Source organism: Mesorhizobium sp. CA15 (assembly GCF_020165215.1).
In the GTDB taxonomy this organism is placed as follows: domain Bacteria; phylum Pseudomonadota; class Alphaproteobacteria; order Rhizobiales; family Rhizobiaceae; genus Mesorhizobium.
Window position 1 is genome coordinate 127,186 of sequence record NZ_JAIUHQ010000001.1, and the last position, 20,341, is coordinate 147,526.

The following is a 20,341-nucleotide window of genomic DNA, read 5'->3' on the forward strand; positions in this document are numbered from 1 at the left end:
CTCAGCCCGCAGCCGTTTCGGGACGCGGCATCTTGGTGAACAGCCTGAAGAAGTTCCCGGTGGTGATATCGGCGATCTCGGCCTCGCTGACGCCGATGGTCTCGGCGAGCACCTTGGCCGTGTTCGCCACATAGGCCGGCTCGTTGCGTTTGCCGCGATGCGGGACCGGCGCAAGGTAGGGCGCGTCGGTCTCGACCAGCAACCGGTGGCGCGGCACATCGGCGGCGATGGCGCGCAGTTCGGCGGAGTTCTTGAAGGTTAGAATGCCGGAGAAGGAGACATAGCCGCCCAGCGCCACGCCGACTTCAGCCAGCCTGCGTCCGGACGAAAAACAGTGCAGGATAAAGGGGAAGGCGCCCTTCCCTGTTTCGTCCTCGAGGATCGACGCCATGTCGTCGTCGGCATCGCGTGCATGGATGACCAGCGGCAGGCCGGTGCGGCGCGCGGCCGCGATATGGGTGCGAAAGCCTTGCGCCTGCGCATCGCGCGGCGCCTTGTCATAGTAATAATCGAGCCCGGCCTCGCCGATCGCCACCACCTTGGGATGGCCGGAAAGCCGCACCAGCTCGTCAGTGGTGACGTCGAGCTCTTCCGCCGCATTGTGCGGATGGGTGCCGACCGAGCAATAGACCTCATTGAAAGATTCAGCAATTTCAAGGACCTGCTGAAATCGCTTAACCCGCGTCGAGATCGTCACCATGCGGCCGATTCCGGCGGCGAGAGCGCGGGCGACGACAGCCGTCCGCTCCTCGGCGAAGTCCGGGAAGTCGAGATGGCAATGGCTGTCGACCAGCATCAGCTATTGCCATCCTGCTCGACATAGCGCGGAAATACGCCCTCCGGCGCCGGCAAGGCAGTGCCTGGCTCCAGCGCGTGGTTGGCATGGACGTGCTCGAAAGCGCGGCTGTCAGCGGGCACGGCCAACAGGTCGAGCAGCTTGGCCGCCGATCCGGGAATGAAAGGCTGGCAAAGCAGCGTCACCCGGCGCACCAGCTCGGCCGTCGTCCACAGCACGGTTTCCATGCGCTCCGGATTGGTCTTGCGCAGCGCCCACGGCTCCTGAGAGGCGAAATAGCGGTCGGCTTCGGCAACAACGCCGAAGATCGCCGCCAGCGCCAGATGGATGCCCTGCTCCGCCATCGCCCGACGAGAAACGGCCAGCGCTTCGACCGCCTCGTCGAGGATCGCCGTGTCGGCCTCGGTAAGGTCGCCGCGCGCCGGCACCTTGCCGCCGCAGTTCTTGGCAATCATCGACAGCGAGCGCTGCGCCAGATTGCCGAGGCCGTTGGCAAGATCGGCATTGGTGCGGTTGACGATCGCCTCATGGCTGTAATTGCCGTCCTGGCCGAACGGCACCTCGCGCAGGAAGAAATAGCGCACCTGGTCGACACCGTAGTGCTCGACCATGGTGAACGGGTCGATGACGTTGCCGACCGACTTCGACATCTTCTCGCCCCGGTTGAACAGAAAGCCATGGCCGAAGACGCGCTTCGGCAACGGGATTCCCGCCGACATCAGGAAGGCCGGCCAATAGACGGCGTGGAAGCGCACGATGTCCTTGCCGATGATGTGCGCATCGGCAGGCCAAAACCGCCATTTCTCATCGTTTTCATTGGGATAGCCGACGCCGGTGATGTAATTGGTCAAGGCGTCGACCCATACATACATCACGTGCTTTTCGTCGCCCGGCACCGGCACGCCCCAGTCGAAAGTGGTGCGCGAGACCGACAGATCCTTCAGCCCCGATTTGACGAAGCTCATCACTTCGTTGCGGCGCTCGGCCGGACCGATGAAATCGGGCTGGCTCTCGTAAAGCGCAATCAGCCTGTCCTGGTAGGCCGACAGCCGGAAGAAATAGCTTTCTTCCTCGACCCATTCCACCGGCGTTCCCTGCGGCCCGTAGCGGACATTGTCGGGGCGAACCTCGGTCTCCTCCTCGCCGTAATAGGCCTCGTCGCGCACCGAATACCAACCGGCATAGCCGCCCTTGTAGATGTCGCCATTGGCGGCCATCGCCTTCCAGATCGCTTGCGAGGACGCGTAATGCCGCTCCTCGGTGGTGCGGATGAAATCGTCGTTGGAAGCGTTGAGCGCGGTGGCCATGCGCCTGAACTCGGCCGAGTTGCGGTCGGCGAGCTCGCGCGCCGTGATGTCTTCCTTGCGGGCCGTCTGCAGCATCTTGATGCCGTGTTCGTCGGTGCCGGTCAGGAAGAAGACTTGCCTGCCGTCGAGGCGCTGGAAGCGGGCAAGCGCGTCGGTGGCAATCAGCTCATAGGCATGGCCGATATGCGGCTTGCCGTTCGGGTAGGAGATCGCGGTCGTGATGTAGAATGTGTCGCGTGACATGAATGAACCGTCATGAATGTCTGAATGTGAGTTGTGGCGGTGGATATCGCATCGGGACGTCGATTGCCATCCCGAGGCCAATGCATGCCGCCCAAAACTGGGCCAACGGCATGCATCGAACGAGCCATCACATTCGCATCGCAGAATTCAGGCGGTCGATCATCGTCAGGGCGTGCTGCTTCTTGTCGAGGTTGTAGGTCTCAGCTTCAGATATCGTGTTCAGCGCCTCGTGCCAAGCCTCGGACAGGGTTTTGGCCCGGGCGAGATCGCCGGCCAGCGCCGCTTCGCTGGCGGCGGCCGAAAGCAGGTCGAGCGCGCGGCGGTTGAAGATGTCGAACTGGATCGCCTGGTCGCGTCCCGCCACGGCCTCGGCAAGGCGATGGGCGCCGGCAATATCGGGCCTCCTGGCCGCCACCAGGGTGTCGAGCGCGCCGGCGATCTCCAGCCCGCCATATTGGGTGAGCAGGATCGCGTTGCGGGCGCTGCCCCCTGCCCGCTCGGCGAGCGCCGCGCGCGCGCCCGGATCCTGCGGCGGCGGCGGCTCGACATTTTCCAGCACCGCCATCAGCTCGTCGGCGGCCAAAGGCGCCAGCCGCACCATCTGGCAGCGCGAGCGGATCGTCGGCAACAGGCTGCCCGGCGCGTGCACCACCAGAATGAACAGGCTGCGCGCCGGCGGCTCTTCGAGATTCTTGAGCAAGGCATTGGCGGCGTTGGTGTTCATGTCGTCGGCCGGATCGACGATGACGACCCGGTAGCTGCCGTCATGCGAGGTCATCGACAGGAAGCGGCTGACCTTGCGGATCTCGTCGACGGTCAGCACCGTCTTGAAGCTCTTGGTCTTCTCGTTGGCCGGACGGGTGAGATGCAGCACCGAAGGATGCGCCCCGGTGGCAATCTGGCGAAACAGCGAGGAGGCCGGATCGGGAACGGCAAGCGTGTCGGGCGCCGTCTTGAAATCCGGATATCTCAGAAGATGGTGCGCCATGTGGAACGCCAGCGTCGCCTTGCCGATACCCTGCGGCCCGGCGAAAATCAGCGCATGCGGGAGCTTACCGGCGCGGTAGGCGCTGGCAAGCATCCCTGCCGCCGACGCGTGGCCGATCAGCCGCGGCGTTTCGGCAGGCTCGGGCACGCCGTCCAGCGTGTCGTGCTGTTCGGGGGCGATACGTTCGAAGATCATGCCGGCGCCGTCTCAATCCTTTGCGCCGGCATCCGCTCTTCCAGCGCCGCGAAGACGGCGGCGGTGACGACGTTCTCCACCGTATCGGGATCGGCGGAAGCGTCGATGACGATGCAGCGCTCCGGCTCCGCCGCGGCGATGGCCAGGAAAGCCTCGCGCCGCCGCCGGTGGATGGCCAGGGTCTCCTTCTCGAAGCGGTCGGCGGCATCACCGGCGCCGCGCCGCGCGGCGGCCCGTTTCAGGCCCTCAGCGGGATCGATGTCGAAGATCAGGGTCATGTCGGGCATCATGCCGTTGATGGCCACCGCCTCCAGCGCCTTCATGAAATCGGCATCGAGCCCGCCGGTGACGCCCTGGTAGACGCGAGAGGAATCGATGAAACGGTCGCACAGCACGATCGAGCCGCGCTCGACCGCCGGCCGGATGACCTGCTCGACATGGTCGGAGCGCGCGGCGGCGAACAGGATCGCCTCCATCTTCGGGCCGAACGGTTCGGCCGCCCCTGACAGAAGCACATGCCTTACGGCCTCGGCGCCGGGCGAGCCACCCGGTTCGCGGCTGACCAGGACCTCGTATTTCTTGGCGCGCATGCGCCGCGCCAGCCGCTCGATCTGCGTCGACTTGCCTGCTCCTTCGCCGCCCTCGAAGGTGATGAAAAATCCGCTCGCCAATCGAGACTGCCTTTGCCCGTGCTGGCCGCTGTCATAGCTCCCGTCCGACAAAAGGTCCACGAACTTGCCCGATCACAAATGTTTCTGCCGCAGCCAGCCGACAGCGAGTTCCTTGGCCGCGTCGAGCGCGCGCTGCGGCAGCGTACCCACCTTGACCGATTCTGCGGCGTAGAGCGGCGTCTGCTGGCTCAGCGTCTCGCCTATCCAAACGCGCAATTCCCCGACCGGTTGCCCCTCCTCGACCGGCGCCGACACCGGACCCTGGTAGACGATCCTGGCGGTCAGCTTGTCGCGGTTGGCTATCGGCAGAAAGATGTCCACGGGGCCTTTGGCTTTCAAGGCCAGGCCGGACTTGGCGCCGCCGAAAACCTGTGCTTCTCCGACCACCTCGTCCTTGGCGAAGATCTCGGTCTTCTGGAATGACCGCGAGCCCCATTCGAGCAGCTTGCGCGCCTCTTCGGAGCGCTCGCGGTCATTGGCCAATCCGCTGAGCGCGGCGATCACGCGCGTGCCGTTGTGACTGACGGTGCCGACCAGGCCGAAGCCCGCCTGCTCGCTGGCACCTGCCACGAAGCCGTCGGCCTCGATGCCCATGGCGATCAGCGGATTGCGGTTTCTCTGCGAGATCTTATTCCAGGTGAAGTCCGGCTGGCCGTAATAGTGGAAGAACTCCGGATAGTCGCGCCACAGATGCAGTGCCAGCATTGTCAGCTCCCGCACCGTCGTCTGCTGGCCGTCGGCCGGCAGGCCGGTCGAATTGACGAAGGTCGATTTCGAGAGGCCGAGCTGGCGGGCGCGATCGGTCATCTGCGCGGCGAAATTCGCTTCCGAGCCCGCCATGCCCTCGGCCAGCACGATGCAGCCGTCATTGGCGGCCTGCACGGTGACGCCCTGGATCAAATCCTCGACACGGACCTCGGATTTGAGCTTGGCGAACATGGTCGAGGTACCGGACGGCGCGCCGCCGGTGCGCCAGGCGTTTTCGCTGACGACGAAAGTGTCGTCGAGCGTGATCCGCTTCGACTTGATGGCGTTGAAGACCATTTCCATCGTCATCAGCTTGGCCATTGAGGCCGGCGGGATCGGCTTGTCGGGGTCCTTGGCGAAGAGCACCGTGCCCGTGTCGGCATCGATCATGAACGCCTGCGCCGCCTTGGTCTCGAAGAGCTGCGCGCTGGCCGGGGCGGCGCAAATCAACACCAGCGCCAATCCCAGGAGGCTGGCGAAAGGCAGAAAAATGCGGAACTGCATGAAATGTCGACCCGATCTGAGCAACCCGGAAAGCGCAGAGCCGCTCCAGAATGCGCAAAGACTACCCCACGGCCAAGCTATCAGGGTTTTTCCGGCCGGATCAACGGGCAGCGCGAATTTGATCAGTTACGCACAACAAGCGCGTCCGGCGCGCCATGCGACCAGGCTGCCTGGAGCAGGTCGTCGACGCTGCCATGGCCGTCTGGATAGACATTGACCGCATACCAGTCATTGCCGTCGAGCTCGGTGCGCTGGATCTCGGTCCGGCCGAACGGCTCGAGCGCTGCGGCCACACGCTTTGCCTTCGCGGCCTCGTCGAAGGAACCGGCGGCGACATAGTCGGACGCAGGCGTCTGTAGCTCTCGGTTCGATTTCTTCCATGAACGCAGGATATCGGCCGGCGACATGCCGCCGGAATCGAGCGCGGCAAAGACATCGGCGCGCTCTACCCGCTCATCCGCGTAAGACAGGGAGGCCATTGCGAAGGGCGAGTTCGGCGGAAGCGTGAAATCCGGCCGTTCTGGGACGATTGGACCGAAATCCGGCAGCGCGACATCGCTGGCGCCCTGGACGGCGAATGCGGCCGGCTGCACGGCCGGCTGATCCGAAAGCCCTGGCTGCGCTGCAAAGGCCCGCCCCGAATTGGTCAACTCACCCGGAAACGGCGCGGCGGCCGGAGACGCCGCGACCGGCACGCTCGGCGACGGGCCGTTCATGGCCACCATGACGCCGGTCGGCAGGCCGTCCGAAGGATCCGGCCGGTTGTTGCCGGGATGATAGGAGGCCACCAGATACTGGTCGTCATTGCCGTCGAGCGGCGCGCGGCCGACATACTCCACTTTCACCCTGGCCGTGCCGACCTTGGCATAGTCGAGCATCTGCGCTGCGCGTTCGGAAACGTCGATGATGCGGCCTTCGTGATAGGGGCCGCGGTCGTTGACGCGCACGATGACCGAGCTGCCGGTCTCCAGATTTGTGACGCGGGCATAGCTCGGCAGCGGCATCGTCGGATGCGCCGCCGTCAGATGCGTCATGTCATAGACTTCGCCATTGGCGGTCAGGCGGCCATGAAACGCATCGCCGTACCAGGAAGCCAGGCCGACCTTTGCGTAGCCCTTGTCTTCCTTGGGATAGTACCACTTGCCGCGCACCTGATAGGGCTTGCCGAGCTGGTCGCGGCCGCCGCCGCGCCGCATGAACTGGACACGCGGGCTCGCCTTCACGCCATATTCGGATTCGGCGAAATATTCCTTGGAGCGGGCCTTCTTGTAGACCATCCCCTTCGGTTCGGGTTGCGAGGCGCAGGCAGCCAGCAGCAGGCCCGAAAGGGCGCACAGGGCGAAAGCAGAAGCGCGACGAAGACGCGGGCGCGTCAGGGTCTGCATGTCTCGATTGTCCCCTACCGTGCTGTCACCAGACGGGGCCAGAAGTCGCCCGCTAGGCCAACACCTTGATCCCCAATCCCTTTTGCACAGGAATTGCTTATCACGATGTTAATCGATTACGGCCGCAACAGGGCGAGATTGTGGCGAGAGGCGGTGGACACCGTCGCTCGGAAAGTCCGTGCTCGTTCGAGTATAAAGGTTTTGCCGCACGTCAGCGCGATTGGGATGATTGCCGCCGTGCCGTTGTGGCCAGCTATACATCTATCCGGTGGTGTCAGTACTGTTGAGACTGCACATCCGGATCAGCCAACCTCCGCCAGCCTGACGCTCAAAGACACTCAGCGAGGTGCCGTTGCCGACCGCCTCTCCTTCCGAATAGCCGGCCAATGTCCACGCTAGATTTCCGGAGCTACCCGCTTCGATCACCTGAAGGGTTTTATTCGGCCCGGCATGTTGAACCCAAATTTCGTGCAGCGCCTCTATTGCCGCTCGCCCCCGCGCCGGAGGCCCATAGGGTGAATGCATTTCCGCGTTCTCGGTGAAGATAGCAGCACAGCCAGATGCATTCCTCGATCGATACGCTGCGACATACAAGTCCCAAAGCTCCTGTAGATCATCTCGGGTCGACATAGTTACCCTCCTTCGGCGCCTGGACATGGTTTAGAGAATACTAATGCGACTGACTAGATTGTCATCTCTTCAGCGGATTTCCCCAGCCGTTCAGGTGCATGCCGTTTCCGCCGGCCCCGGCAACGTAGCCGTCGGGTCACTCCGAATTTATGCCCACCTTTTGCCGTGACAGTTGGAAGGTGCCGCCGCAGTGGTTGACGCGGCCCTGAAAGCCGCACTACAGGAATGAAGCGCAAACCGGCCGGGGAATGCCTTCGGTGCCAACCGAATCAACCGGTCGCGACGACCAAAATGGTTGAAAAACCATAGTGGAGGGATGGCCGAGCGGTTTAAGGCACCGGTCTTGAAAACCGGCGTGGGCGCAAGTTCACCGTGGGTTCGAATCCCACTCCCTCCGCCATTTCGGTCCCTGAGGGGGCACCGCGCACGGAGCGCCGTGGCGGGCAAAGACAGGCCCAAGGCGGTAGGCACGGATTGCCGGATGCAGGGGGCGCCCAACGCGCGCGCCGATCATTCCCCTTTCCGGCCAAGCCTCGGCGATACCGCCAGGCCGAGAAAGACCATCACCGCCTGATTGAGCCGAACCATATCCTCGTCGTCGAGCCGCCCGATCCGGTCGCCGACCTTCGACTTCGGGACCGAGGTGATCTTGTCCACCATCAGCCGGGAAGAGCGCAGCCCGTTTCTCTCGTTCGGCTCCACCGGAAGCCGAAATAGCGGCGCATCGGTCGGGTCCGTGGTGAAGGCGCAGACCGTGATCGAATCCGTGGCGTCAAAGCTGTCATCATGCACGATGACGACCGGGCGCGGCTTGCCCGCATAGTCCCTGCCGCCGGAGACGGTCCAGACCTCGCCCCGCCTCATTCATCGTCCCAGTCGGATACCGCGTCTATGAACGCCTGATCCTCGGCCGCACGGGCGCTCGCGGCCACCGCCGCCGACTGTCGGTGCGCCTCGGACTTAAACGACGCGGCGCGCACGTCCGGCACCCAAATCTGGATGGGCCGCAGGCCCTGGGCGCGTAGCCGCTCCCGATGTTCCTGCACCTTCACACGCGTGGACTTCGCGCTTCTTGCCGATGCCATGAGCCATTCTCCGCAATGGTTACATGTAACCTAATATGGACAACGCGTTGCGACCAGCCTTTTCGCGGCCGCCAGGAGGCGCAGTCCGACTGGTTCAGTTTGCCTGAAATCCGTGGATTCCGGCATCTACGACATAGACCTTCCACGCATGTTAGCGAGTCTGCAGCTTGAGGCGATCAAGGGTTGCAGACGGTGCATTTGTTGGAAGCGAAGCGGCCCTGGCGACCGACAGTTGGTAAAGTACCGTTTATTTGATTTATCGGACAAAATATGCTGCTTGTCGCGCCCATGAAAAAGCTCTGCCTGATGGTTCTGGCGTCGCTGACGCCGGTCTTGCCGGCCAAGGCGATGGACAATGCGTTGCGCGCCGGCCTGATGAAACTCGATCCGCAGACTCGCCTCGAGCAGCGCTGTGACGCCGAGGTGCTCGACCGGATCAGCCACGACGATCGCAACTACAAGGCCGACCGCGTCGTGGCCTACGCCTTCGCCACGCCGCAGATGAGCGCCGATGCCATCAAGAGCTCGGGCGCCGCCTTCCGCAGCAATGGCCAATGGTACCGGCTGAAGTTCAAATGCCAGACCGCGCCGGACCACATGCAGGTGCTGCAGTTCCGCTACAAGATCGGCGACGAAATCCCGGAATCCGACTGGACCAAATATAATCTCTACGACTAGAGCAATTCCAGGGAGAGTGCGTAGCGGTTTCCCGTCCGGAATTGCGTCAAAACAAAGAGATAGAGCGGTTCGCCGTTTCCGTGAACCGGTGAAACGCTCTAGTTTTCGGCCTCGCCAGCTTGCCGGCGATCACCCTAGATCCTTGGGGACTTGAGCTGCCGGCCTTGTTTTCCGGCGATGTCCAACCCTGCGTCTTGACGCCGATGAACCGTGCCTTTAGGCCCGTCCCGGTAGAGGGCTACGCTCATTTCAGGCAAGGATTTCTAGTCGATGGAAATATTCACTGCCGCAGGCCTTTCGGCTCTCCTCCAGGTCGTTGCAATCGATCTCGCGCTTGCCGGCGACAACGCAATTGTGATCGGCCTCGCGGCAGCCGGCCTTCCCGTCGATCAGCGCAAGCGCGCCATCCTGGTCGGCATCGCGGCAGCCACCGTCCTGCGCATCGTCTTTGCCCTGATCACGCAATGGCTGCTGAGCATTGGCCCGATGCTGCTCATTGCCGGCGGGCTCCTGCTTCTGTGGGTATGCTGGAAGATGTGGCGCGAGCTGCGCGTCAGCCACGAGGATGAGCGCGACGCGACAGAAGCGCTGTCGAACGGCGATTATAACAAGGACGGCAAAATCGCCGGCAAAGGCCCGCGCAAGACCTTCTCGCAGGCTGCCTGGCAGATCGTCATCGCCGACGTCTCGATGTCGCTCGACAACGTGCTCGCCGTCGCCGGCGCGGCCATGAAGCATCCCACGGTGCTGATCATCGGACTTGTCCTTTCGATCGCGCTGATGGGCTTTGCCGCATCCTTCGTCGCGCGCCTGCTGCACAAATACCGCTGGATCGCCTATGTCGGCCTGCTGATCATCCTCTATGTCGCGGTGAACATGCTTCTGGGAGGCGCCGTGCAGCAGTTTCCCGACCATTTTGCTTTCCTGGCGCCCTGGTTCGGATCGGACGGCCATTGACGCTCTTTCAAGGCGAGCATCTGGCGCATCGCCTCTTGTCGTGGCCGGCTGGCAGGTTTGCTTCTGTGCCGAAGCGTGCTATTGCGCCGCGCGAAATGGCTCAAAGCCGCGCGCCGTAGATCGATCTTCGGAGCTGAAGCTCCTCGATCTCGCCCTCATCTCTTGGAAAACAAATTTATGTCCGCCCCACGCGTCAGTTTCGTCAGTCTTGGATGCCCGAAGGCGCTCGTCGATTCCGAGCGCATCATCACGCGGCTGCGCGCCGAGGGCTACGAGATCGCACGCAAGCATGACGGTGCCGACCTCGTCGTCGTCAACACTTGCGGCTTTCTCGATTCCGCCCGCGACGAATCGCTCAACGCCATCGGCTCCGCGCTTTCCGAAAACGGCCGCGTCATCGTCACCGGCTGCCTCGGCGCCGAGCCGGAGGTCATCCGCGAAAAGCATCCCAACGTGTTGGCGATCACCGGCCCGCAGGCCTATGAAAGCGTGATGTCGGCGGTGCACGAGGCGGCCCCGCCCAGCCACGATCCCTATATCGACCTGTTGCCGCCGCAGGGCGTGAAGCTGACGCCGCGCCACTACGCCTATCTGAAGATTTCCGAGGGCTGCAACAACCGCTGCACCTTCTGCATCATTCCGGCGCTGCGCGGCGATCTCGTCTCGCGCCCGGCCGCGGACGTGCTGCGCGAAGCCGAAAAGCTCGCCAAGGCCGGCGTTAAGGAGATCCTGGTCATCTCGCAGGACACCAGCGCCTACGGCATCGACATCAAGTACCAGACGTCGATGTTTGGCGATCGCGAGGTGCGGGCGAAATTCCTCGACCTCGCCGAGGAGCTCGGCAAGCTCGGCATCTGGATACGCATGCACTATGTGTACCCCTACCCGCACGTCGCCGATGTCATTCCGCTGATGGCGGAAGGAAAAATCCTCCCCTATCTCGACATTCCCTTCCAGCACGCTTCGCCGCAGGTGCTGAAGAACATGCGACGCCCCGCGCATGGCGAAAAGACGCTGGATCGCATCCGTGGCTGGCGCGAGGTCTGCCCGGATCTCGCCATCCGCTCGACCTTCATCGTCGGCTTCCCCGGCGAGACCGAGAACGATTTCGAGATGCTGCTCGACTGGCTGGACGAAGCCAGGATCGACCGCGCCGGTTGCTTCAAATACGAGCCGGTCAAGGGCGCGCGCTCCAACGATCTCGGACTGGAGCAGGTGCCGCAGGAGATCAAGGAAGCGCGCTGGCACCGCTTCATGCAGCGCCAGCAGAAGATCTCGGCAACGCAGCTGGTCAGGAAAGTCGGCAAGCGCCTGCCGGTGCTGATCGACGAGGCGCATGGCACATCCGGCAAAGGCCGCACCAAATACGACGCGCCGGAGATCGACGGCTCCGTGCACATCCAGTCGCGGCGGCCGCTGCGCGCCGGCGAGATCGTCACGGTCAAGATCGACCGCGCCGATGCTTACGACCTCTACGGCTCGGCCGTCTGACGGCCCACGCGGACCCGCGCAGCTTAAAAAAGGGCGCCTGAGGCGCCCTTTTTCGTTTCGGTTCAGCGATTTGCCGCTTACTGCGGCAGCTTGTCGTCGATGCCCTTGACGTAGAAATTCATGCCGAGCAGCGTGCCGTCGTCGGCGACCTCGCCGTCCTTCAGCCAGGGCGAACCATCCTGCTTGGAGACAGGTCCGGTGAAGGGGTTCCACCCGCCGGCGATCTTCTTCTCGGTCGCCTCGGCCATCGCCTTCACGTCGTCGGGCATGTTGGTGTAGGGGGCGAGCTTGACGGCGCCGTCCTTGATGCCGAGCCAGACATTGTCAGGCTTCCAGGTGCCGTCGAGCGCCGCCTGGACGCGGCTGATGTAATACGGACCCCATTCGTCGGTCAGCGAGGTCAGCTGCGCGTGCGGTGCAAACTTGATCATGTCGGACGACTGGCCGAAGCCGTGCAGCTTGCGCTCCTCCGCGACCTGCAGAGCGGCGGTCGAGTCGGTGTGCTGGACGATGATATCGGCGCCCTGGTCGAACAGCGCCTTGGCGGCGTCGGCTTCCTTGCCGGGATCGAACCAGGAATTCACCCACACGATCTTCACCTTGAAGTCGGGATTGACCGACTGCGCGCCGAGCATGAAGGAGTTGATGCCCATCACCACTTCCGGGATCGGGAAGGAAACGATGTAGCCGGCGAGGCCCTTCTTCGATTCCTTGGCTGCGATCTGGCCGAGCACATAGCGACCTTCATAGAAGCGGGCGTTGTAGATGCCGAGATTGTCGCCGGTCTTGAAGCCGGTAGCATGCTCGAACATCACCTTGGGAAACTTCTTGGCGACCTTCACTTCGGCATCCATGAAGCCGAAGGAGGTGCCGAAGATGATCTTGCACTTCTCGCGCGCTAGGCGCTCGAAAGCGCGGTCGGCGTCCGGGCCTTCCGAGACGTTTTCGAGATAGGCGGTCTCGACCTTGTCGCCGAGCGCCTTCTCGACTTCGAGCCGGCCCTGGTCGTGCTGATAGGAGTAGCCGAAGTCGCCGATCGGACCCGTATAGACCCAGCAGGCCTTGAGCTTGTCGGCGGCCTGGGCGGTTGCCGCCAGGGACATGGCCGCGGCCGTGGTCATCAACGCAATAAGCAGTTTTTTCATTGTGTTACCTCTCTGAGTTAAGCCTTGGAGCTTCCCGTCTTTTTGTTGTTGTCAACGATCCGGAACAAATGGCTGCCCCAACGAAGCCGGCGTGTTCATCATCGTCAGCCGCTTGTTGCGCGAGATTAGAACGAGAACCACGACGGTTGCCAGATAGGGCAGCGAAGAAAGCAGTTGGGCGGGGAACGATTTTATGAAAGCGATGACCTGATAAATCACCCATGGGGCATTGATGAAGCTCTGAAGGTCGATTGCTTGCACGTGAAGCTGGCCGATCCAAATGGCGCCGAAGATGTAAGCGCCGGCCAGCACCCGCCACGGGCGCCAGGAAGCGAACACCACCAGCGCCAGCGCGATCCAGCCGCGGCCAGCGCTCATATTCTCGACCCATTGCGGCGTGTAGACCAGCGACAGGTGGCCGCCGGCAAGGCCGGCGCAGGCGCCGCCGAAGATCACTGCGAGATAGCGGTAGCGGATGACCTTGATGCCGAGCGCATGCGCCGAGGTATGGCTGTCGCCGATCGAGCGGAGCGTCAGGCCCGTGCGCGTCTTGAACAGGAACCACATCACCGCCGCGGTCAGCACGATCGAAATGTAGAACACCGGGTCCTGGCCGAAGACCAGCTTGCCGACTACCGGGATCGAGCTGATCCCCGGGATGTCCAAATTGGGCAATCTCACGCCCGGCTGGCCGACGAAGCTGGTGCCGATCATGCCGGAGAGGCCGAGGCCGAGCAGGGTCAGCGACAGGCCGGTCGCCACCTGGTTGGTCGCGAGCGACAGCGTCATGACGGCGAACAGCAGCGAAAACAGCGCGCCGACGATGATAGCTGCTAGCAGGCCGATCCACGGCGATCCGGTGAGGTAACCGGCGCCGAAGCCGCCCACGGCGCCCATGATCATCATGCCCTCGACGCCGAGATTGAGCACGCCCGAGCGCTCGACCACCAGCTCGCCGATCGCCGCGATCAGAAGCGGCGTCGCCGCGGTCGCGATGGTCAAAAGGATGTTGACGGTGATGTCCATCAGCGGGCCTCCTCGAGCTTGGGCGCCGCTTCGAGCTGCGCCGCGCCCTTCGACTTCGTCAGCGCCATGCCGATCAGGCGGATGCGGTAATGGATGAGCGTGTCGCAGCCGAGCACGAAGAACAGAAGCATGCCCTGGAAGACGCGCGCCACCTTGTCGGAAATGCCGAGCGCGCTCTGCACCGCCTCGCCGCCGAGATAGGTCAGCGCCAGCACCAGGCCCGCCGCGACGATGCCCAGCGGATTGAGGCGCCCAAGGAAGGCGACGATGATGGCGGTGAAGCCGTAGCCGGGCGAGATCACCGGCTGCAACTGGCCGATGGCGCCGGAGACCTCTGAAATGCCCGCCAGGCCGGCCAGCGCGCCGGACAGAAGGAAGGCGAAGAACACCATCTTGTTGAAGCCGAAGCCGGCAAAGCGCCCTGCCCTTGGGCTTGACCCCAGCACGCGGACCTCGAACCCTTTCAGCATGCGGCTCATCATCAGCCAGATCGCTACCGCGGCGACCAGCGCGAAGATGAAACCCCAATTGGCGCGGCCGGCATCCGGCATCAACTCAGGCAGTACGGCGGAATCGCCGAACTGGATGGTTTGCGGGAAGCCGTGGCCTTGCGGATCGCGCCATGGGCCGCGCACCAGCCAGTCGAGGAAAAGCTGCGCGACATAGACCAGCATCAGGCTGGTGAGGATCTCGTTGGTGCTGAAGCGCGTCTTCAGAAGCGCCGGAATAGATGCGTAGAAGGCGCCGCCGACCGTGCCCAGCAAAAGCATCAGCGGGATCACCAACGGGCCTTCGAATTGCGGGAACAGCACCGGGATGATCGAGCCGAAGATCGCGCCGAAAATGAACTGGCCTTCGGCGCCGATGTTCCAGATGTTGGCCTTGTAGCAGACCGACAGGCCGACCGCGATCAGGATCAGCGGCGCTGCCTTGATCGCCAGCTCATGCAACTGCCAGACCTGGCTGATCGGCTCGACGAAATAGATCTCGAAGGCGTTGAGCGGATTGACGCCGAGCAGCGCAAACATGATGGCGCCGGCAATGATCGTCAGCGCGAAGGCGATGAAGGGCGACAGCATCGAGAACAGCGCCGAGCGCTGCGGGCGTTTGACGAGTTCGATGCGCATCATGCCACCTCCATCCTGTGTTCGGCGTGGCCGGGCTCGGCACCGCCCATCAACAGGCCGACCTTCTCGAAAGTCGCCTCGGCGATTGGCAGCGGCGTCGACAGTTCTCCGTTGTGCATGACGGCGATGGCGTCCGACAGTTCGAACAATTCGTCGAGGTCCTGGCTGATGACAAGGACAGCGGAGCCGCTGCGGGCAAGCTCGATCAGGGCCTGGCGGATGTGAGCGGCAGCACCGGCGTCGACGCCCCAGGTCGGCTGGTTGACGATCATGACGCTCGGCTTGCGGTCGAGCTCGCGGCCAACGATGAATTTCTGCAGATTGCCGCCCGACAATGCGGCGGCCTCCGGATCGGGCGCGCTCTTGCGCACGTCCATGGCTTTAATGATGCGCTGGGCAGCGCTGTAAACCGCGCCGTTCTTCACCGTGCCGCCCGAACCGACGAAAGCCTTGCCGTCAGTGGCGTGACGAGACAGAAGCAGGTTCTCCGAAAGCTTCATGCGGGGTGCTGCGCCATGGCCGAGCCGCTCCTCCGGCACGAAGGCGGCCCCCATCAGCCGCCGGCCGGTGATCGAAAGGCCGCCGGCGTCCTTGCCGCGAATGCGCACGGAACCGGTATCCTGCTGCAGCACTTCGCCGGAGACGGATTCGAAGAACTCGCCCTGGCCGTTGCCGGCCACACCCGCGATGCCGATCACTTCGCCGGCACGTACGGTGAGGTTGATGTTCCTCAGTGGGATGGCGAACGGCGTCGCCGGCTTGCGGCTGAGGCTGCGGATTTCCAGCAGCGCCGGCGCCGTTTCGATGCCTTCCGCCGGCGCACGCACCACCGCCTTCACCTCGCTTCCGACCATCATGCGGGCAAGCGATGCGGCCGTCTCCTCACGTGGATTGCAGTGGCCGACGACCTTGCCGTGGCGAAGCACCGTGGCGCGGTCGCAGATGCGTTTGACCTCTTCCAGCCGGTGCGAGATGTAGAGGATCGATTTGCCTTCGGCGCGCAGGCGCTCCAGCGTCTCGAACAGCTTGTCGGCCTCCTGCGGCGTCAGCACCGAGGTGGGCTCGTCGAGGATGATGAGCTGCGGCGTCTGCAGGAGGCAGCGGATGATCTCGATGCGCTGGCGTTCGCCGACCGAAAGATCTCCGACCAGCGAATCCGGATCGAGCGGCAGGCCGTAGCTGTAGGACAATGCCCTCGCCTTCGCGGCGATGCTGCTGATCGGCGAACCATCATTGAGCGAAAGCGCGATGTTCTCGGCCGCCGTCAGCGCCTCGAAGAGCGAGAAATGCTGGAACACCATGCCGATGCCGAGCTTCTTGGCCGCGCCCGGGCTGGTAATCTTGACCGGCGTGCCGTCCCAGAAGATCTCGCCCGAGTTCGGCTCGAGCGATCCGAACAGCATCTTGACCAGCGTCGACTTGCCGGCGCCGTTCTCGCCGAGCAGCGCGTGGATCTCGCCTTTTGCGATGTTGAGATCGATGTGATCGCACGCCGTCAGCGTGCCGAATATCTTGGTTAGGCCGCGAACCTCGAGCAGGTTCGCCCTGTCATGATTTGCACTCACAGTGCCTCCCATCCGGCTTCCCAGATATGTTCTGTGTTCCCGAAAGCATGGTATGCGCGGCCGGCTCCAGTCGGAAAGCAGCACCCGACTTGAAAGAGCTTCAAGAATTTCAGCGGAAACTCAAGGGCTAAGATAGATCTCTTGAGAACAACGGCAAAATCCGCATCCCTTTTCAGGCAAGCCGTGCCTTCGGGCTCGGCAAGCCGCTGAAAAACAAGGCAGCCCGAAAGAGCACCGTGCCGAAGGGTGTAAAGCGGTTTTCCGTCCGGAATTGCGATAGAGCGGTACGCCGCTTTCGTGAAGCGCTTTAGGGAATGAGGACGGTCGTTCCCGTCGTCTTGCGGGCCTCGAGATCCGCTTGCGCCTTTGCAGCATCCTTCAGCGCATAGCGCTGGTTGATCTTGATCTCGACGGCGCCGCTCTTGACCACGTTGAAAAGCGCTTCGGCCGACTTCACCAGATCCTCGCGCCTGGCATTGTAGACGAAGAGCGTCGGCCGCGTCGCATAGAGCGAGCCTTTCTGCGCCAGCAGCGATATCGAGAAAGGCGGGATCGGCCCCGACGACTGGCCGAAGCTGACGAACATGCCGAGCGGCCGCAGGCAGTCGAGCGATGCCGGAAAAGTGTCGGCGCCGACGGAATCGTAGACGACGTCGCATTTCTTCCCGCCCGTCAGCGCCTCGACGCCGGCGACGAAATCCTGCTCTTTGTAGTTGATGACGTGATCGAAGCCGTGCGCCCGCGCGAGTTCGATCTTGTCGGCCGAACTCGCGGTGCCGATCACGGTCGCGCCGAGATGCTTTGCCCATTGCCCGAGGATCAGGCCGACGCCGCCGGCGGCTGCGTGGTAGAGGATCGTGTCACCGGCCTTGACGGGAAAGGTGCGGCGCAAGAGGTATTCGGCCGTCATGCCCTTCAGCATCATCGCCGCCGCTTGCTCGTCGCCGATACCGTCCGGCACTTTGACCACACGGTCGGCCGCGATCACCCGTTGTTCAGCGTAAGCCCCGACATTGACGGCATAGGCGATGCGGTCGCCTGGCTTCAGCCAGTCGACGCCGGGGCCGAGCGCCAGCACGACGCCCGCTGCCTCGCCGCCTGGGATCAGCGGAAAACCGCCAAGTGGCGGATAAAGCCCGGAGCGATAGTAGACGTCGATGAAGTTGAGGCCGATTGCCGTGTGCCGGACCAGGATCTGGCCTTCTCCCGGCTGGCCGGGGTCGGCGTCTTCATAGGCCAGGACTTCGGGGCCGCCATGGGCGTGGATGCGCATTGCCTTGGACATCGCTCAGCTCTCTGAAGGGTAAGTGCACAAATCTGGAAACATGATTGCGAAAGGGAGAACCGATTTTCGGAAGATCATGCGCCGATATACAGCTAGGGCCAGGATGACCATTCAGCCAAAAATATCCTGATCCAGGATCAGGACTTCTTGGCGCCCAGATTGGGAAACATCTGCATGATGCCTCCGATGCAGGCGAGATAGAGGCCGGTGATCGTGATGCCGATCTTGGTGAAGTTGCTGACCTGCTCTCCCAGCACGCCGATCTTGTCATAGAAGGCGGCAAGTGCTGCCTGCGCCAGCGCCAGCGCGCCAAAGGCGCACCACAAAAGCGTCATAAAGAGATTGACCGGTCTCAGCCGCACCACACGCACCGGATGGATGAAGTTGATCGGCATGAAGGTCAAAATGCCGGCAACCACCACCACGGCGAAAGACACCCATTGCCCAGGCTCGATGACGAAGAGCGTGAACACCACCATATTCCAGACGACGGGAAACCCTTTGAAGAAGTTCTCCTTCGTCTTCATGCCGGTGTCGGCATAGTAGATCGCGCTGGAGACGACGATGATGGCCGCCGACAGGAAGGACAGATTCTCGCCCATGAAGCCGCGCTGATAGAGCGCGAAGGCCGGGATGAGCACGTAAGTGACGTAGTCGATAATGTTGTCGAGGAGTTCGCCCGACCATGTCGGCAGGATTTCCTTGACCTCGAGCTTCCTGGCGATCGGACCGTCGATACCATCGACGAACAGCGCCAGCCCCAGCCACCAGAACATCGCCGTCCAGCGTTGCTCGCTCGCCGCGACCAGCGACAGGAAGGCAAGGAACGATCCCGACGCAGTGAGCAGATGCACGGAGAACGCACGCGCCTGCGGCCACGTCACCTTCTTCTTCGGCAATGGGATCCGTTGCGCGATCTTCTTTGCTGCCTTGCCGGCCCTTGTGTTCTTGCTCACGGTCCCCGCCAGTCCAGCTTGCAGATTTCGGCCGAGCGGCCGGCGAAATTCCAGTTGCGGCCGAAGGCGCGCATCTTGCTCTTGTCGGACTTCGCCACGATGATTTCCGGCGCGATCCAATATTCCGAATTGGCGATCACCGTATCTTTCTCACGGTCCTTGCCGGGAATGGGCGTCACTGCGCCGTCGATAATCTTGGGAATCTGGAAAACGCGCGTCTTGTCGCGCGTCTCGTAGGTGATCGGCACCTGCTCGACGCCGAGGAATTTCCCGACGAGGATCGACAACAGCGAGGTGGTGCCGCCGGCCTTGCCGGTGAAGATCTTGGTTAGCGCCTTCGCCGCATAGATCGAGGCGCGCTTGTCGATGAACAGGCCGGCCGTCCAGTTGCCGCGGCTCATATAGCCGGGAATTTCCATGATCAGGCCGAGATTGAGGCCCGACAATTCGACCTCGCCGAAATGGCCCGCATCGATGCGGAAGCCTGCCCATGTCTGGCAATAGCCCTCGGTCGGCGGATGGCTGCCAAGCGACAGCACGCAGGGACAGAAAACCGTGCAATTGCAAGAGAGTACCAGCTCCCCTTTCATTGCCCAGCTTTGGTCGGTCATCGAATTCTCCCTCACGCCGAAACTAATAGCAGGGCAGCCGCCCACACAAGCAGTATCGCACCGGCAACACGGCTGGCCACCCTGCCGGCGGTCTGTCTTTCGATCAGCGTGAACAGGCCGATCAGTGCCATCCAGAAGACGTTCATCGCCCCGACCGCAAACATCACCAGCATCAGCGCCCAGCAGCAACCGAGGCACCAGACGCCCTGTTCCAGGCCGAGCCGGAAGATGCGGCCTGGTTTCGCGCTCCACCTGGCGAACAGGATCGAGAACGGATTGCGGCACTTTTCCAAGCATGCCTGTTTCAGGCCGCTGAATTGATAGAGGCCGGCGACAAGCAGCGCGATAGCGCCGGCAAGCCCGACGGCGGGGTCGAGCATCCGGCCGGAACCGGCAAATGCGTACACCGCGAGCGTCAGCACGCTGAAACCCACGGATGCGCCGAGCCATGTGGCGAGGTATCCGGCGACAAGCACCAACGGATGAACGACTGGTTCGCCTTTGATCCTCGCCGTGTCGGCGATTTCGCAATAGGTGCGGATCAGCGGCGCCGCCGAAGGCAACATCGTCGCCACGGCCATCAGGAACCACATCAGCACAAGCGCCGCCGCTTGCAGGCCGGCCAGGCCGGCAAGCGGCGCCGGCGCGAGGCAAAGAGCGAAGAACCGGTCGAGAAAATCCGGCAACGGCAGGCCCGGCAGATTTTTCAGCAGCATATCGCCGGGGGCGCCGACGGGGTTGCCTTCAGCGCCGCGTATCGCCATTGCGCCGAGAAGCAACCACGCAAGGGCGATGCCGATGCCGATCGTGAGCATGACTGCGAGGCGCGGGCTGCGCGCCACGCCAGCCGTGGCGCGGCCGGCGCGGTCGAGATGGCTGAAATCATGCTGCTCGCCGCTCATGGCAATCGAATGGGCTGAATCGCCGCGTTGATCAAGCCGGCCAATCT

General features: G+C 63.1%; 20 protein-coding genes and 1 tRNA gene. 4 read left to right on the forward strand and 17 right to left on the reverse strand.

Annotated features, from left to right (window positions below; genetic code table 11):
• Position 1: 1 nt before the first annotated feature.
• The 7 genes from LB515_RS00700 to LB515_RS00730 all read right to left on the reverse strand — a co-directional run bounded on the left by LB515_RS00700 (position 2) and on the right by LB515_RS00730 (position 7,466).
• Positions 2-796, reverse strand: coding sequence for a TatD family hydrolase (locus tag LB515_RS00700; RefSeq protein ID WP_224628245.1), 795 nt, complete (start codon positions 794-796; stop codon positions 2-4).
• Positions 796-2,346 (reverse strand): methionine--tRNA ligase, encoded by a 1,551-nt coding sequence (metG, locus tag LB515_RS00705; protein ID WP_224706452.1) that lies wholly within the window; start codon positions 2,344-2,346, stop codon positions 796-798. The genes LB515_RS00700 and metG overlap by 1 nt, the downstream gene beginning before the upstream one ends.
• Before the next feature lie 127 nt (positions 2,347-2,473).
• Positions 2,474-3,529, reverse strand: coding sequence for a DNA polymerase III subunit delta' (locus LB515_RS00710; protein ID WP_224706453.1), 1,056 nt, complete (start codon positions 3,527-3,529; stop codon positions 2,474-2,476).
• Complete coding sequence (gene tmk, locus LB515_RS00715) at positions 3,526-4,200, reverse strand: dTMP kinase (protein WP_140636683.1); 675 nt, start codon at positions 4,198-4,200, stop codon at positions 3,526-3,528. The genes LB515_RS00710 and tmk overlap by 4 nt, the downstream gene beginning before the upstream one ends.
• A 72-nt stretch (positions 4,201-4,272) precedes the next feature.
• The gene (locus LB515_RS00720; RefSeq protein WP_224706454.1) at positions 4,273-5,451 is read right to left on the reverse strand and encodes a D-alanyl-D-alanine carboxypeptidase family protein; all 1,179 of its coding nucleotides are present in this window, start codon (positions 5,449-5,451) and stop codon (positions 4,273-4,275) included.
• 122 nt (positions 5,452-5,573) lie between these two features.
• Positions 5,574-6,836 carry a septal ring lytic transglycosylase RlpA family protein gene (locus LB515_RS00725; RefSeq protein ID WP_095765436.1) on the reverse strand — a complete coding sequence of 421 codons (1,263 nt, stop codon included), beginning with the start codon at positions 6,834-6,836 and terminating at the stop codon, positions 5,574-5,576.
• A 261-nt stretch (positions 6,837-7,097) separates the two neighbouring features.
• Entirely contained in the window at positions 7,098-7,466 is a 369-nt protein-coding gene (locus LB515_RS00730; protein ID WP_224530208.1) for a YybH family protein, read from the reverse strand.
• A gap of 310 nt (positions 7,467-7,776) precedes the next feature.
• On the opposite strand from LB515_RS00730, the gene LB515_RS00735 reads away from it, so the two are divergent.
• Positions 7,777-7,866: transfer RNA gene (locus LB515_RS00735), tRNA-Ser, on the forward strand.
• A gap of 110 nt (positions 7,867-7,976) precedes the next feature.
• On the opposite strand, the gene LB515_RS00740 is transcribed toward LB515_RS00735, so the two are convergent.
• Both LB515_RS00740 and LB515_RS00745 read right to left on the reverse strand, forming a co-directional pair.
• A complete protein-coding gene (locus LB515_RS00740) occupies positions 7,977-8,330 on the reverse strand; it encodes a type II toxin-antitoxin system PemK/MazF family toxin (protein WP_224706455.1) in 354 nt (117 codons plus the stop codon).
• Positions 8,327-8,551 carry an antitoxin MazE family protein gene (locus LB515_RS00745; RefSeq protein ID WP_140843349.1) on the reverse strand — a complete coding sequence of 75 codons (225 nt, stop codon included), beginning with the start codon at positions 8,549-8,551 and terminating at the stop codon, positions 8,327-8,329. The genes LB515_RS00740 and LB515_RS00745 overlap by 4 nt, the downstream gene beginning before the upstream one ends.
• Before the next feature lie 270 nt (positions 8,552-8,821).
• On the opposite strand from LB515_RS00745, the gene LB515_RS00750 reads away from it, so the two are divergent.
• From LB515_RS00750 to rimO, 3 genes are all read left to right on the forward strand, one after another.
• Entirely contained in the window at positions 8,822-9,229 is a 408-nt protein-coding gene (locus LB515_RS00750) for a DUF930 domain-containing protein (protein ID WP_224706456.1), read from the forward strand.
• A 270-nt stretch (positions 9,230-9,499) separates the two neighbouring features.
• Positions 9,500-10,186, forward strand: coding sequence for a TerC family protein (locus LB515_RS00755; RefSeq protein WP_095765435.1), 687 nt, complete (start codon positions 9,500-9,502; stop codon positions 10,184-10,186).
• A 177-nt stretch (positions 10,187-10,363) separates the two neighbouring features.
• The gene (gene rimO, locus LB515_RS00760; protein WP_224706457.1) at positions 10,364-11,677 is read left to right on the forward strand and encodes a 30S ribosomal protein S12 methylthiotransferase RimO; all 1,314 of its coding nucleotides are present in this window, start codon (positions 10,364-10,366) and stop codon (positions 11,675-11,677) included.
• 77 nt (positions 11,678-11,754) lie between these two features.
• On the opposite strand, the gene LB515_RS00765 is transcribed toward rimO, so the two are convergent.
• The 8 genes from LB515_RS00765 to LB515_RS00800 all read right to left on the reverse strand — a co-directional run bounded on the left by LB515_RS00765 (position 11,755) and on the right by LB515_RS00800 (position 20,294).
• Positions 11,755-12,822, reverse strand: a complete 1,068-nt coding sequence (locus LB515_RS00765; protein WP_095765433.1) for a BMP family ABC transporter substrate-binding protein — start codon at positions 12,820-12,822, stop codon at positions 11,755-11,757.
• A 51-nt stretch (positions 12,823-12,873) separates the two neighbouring features.
• Entirely contained in the window at positions 12,874-13,848 is a 975-nt protein-coding gene (locus LB515_RS00770; protein ID WP_224607771.1) for an ABC transporter permease, read from the reverse strand.
• On the reverse strand, positions 13,848-14,978 hold the full coding sequence (locus LB515_RS00775; RefSeq protein WP_224706458.1) for an ABC transporter permease: 1,131 nt from the start codon (positions 14,976-14,978) through the stop codon (positions 13,848-13,850). The genes LB515_RS00770 and LB515_RS00775 overlap by 1 nt, the downstream gene beginning before the upstream one ends.
• Positions 14,975-16,552, reverse strand: a complete 1,578-nt coding sequence (locus LB515_RS00780) for an ABC transporter ATP-binding protein (RefSeq protein ID WP_224706459.1) — start codon at positions 16,550-16,552, stop codon at positions 14,975-14,977. The genes LB515_RS00775 and LB515_RS00780 overlap by 4 nt, the downstream gene beginning before the upstream one ends.
• Before the next feature lie 295 nt (positions 16,553-16,847).
• Complete coding sequence (locus tag LB515_RS00785) at positions 16,848-17,825, reverse strand: quinone oxidoreductase family protein (RefSeq protein ID WP_224706460.1); 978 nt, start codon at positions 17,823-17,825, stop codon at positions 16,848-16,850.
• Positions 17,826-17,962: 137 nt separating this feature from the next.
• Positions 17,963-18,781 carry a phosphatidylcholine synthase gene (gene pcsA, locus LB515_RS00790; protein ID WP_181174816.1) on the reverse strand — a complete coding sequence of 273 codons (819 nt, stop codon included), beginning with the start codon at positions 18,779-18,781 and terminating at the stop codon, positions 17,963-17,965.
• Positions 18,778-19,392, reverse strand: coding sequence for a DUF1326 domain-containing protein (locus LB515_RS00795; RefSeq protein WP_095765429.1), 615 nt, complete (start codon positions 19,390-19,392; stop codon positions 18,778-18,780). The genes pcsA and LB515_RS00795 overlap by 4 nt, the downstream gene beginning before the upstream one ends.
• An 11-nt stretch (positions 19,393-19,403) precedes the next feature.
• The gene (locus LB515_RS00800) at positions 19,404-20,294 is read right to left on the reverse strand and encodes a DUF2182 domain-containing protein (RefSeq protein WP_176476920.1); all 891 of its coding nucleotides are present in this window, start codon (positions 20,292-20,294) and stop codon (positions 19,404-19,406) included.
• Positions 20,295-20,341: the final 47 nt, after the last annotated feature.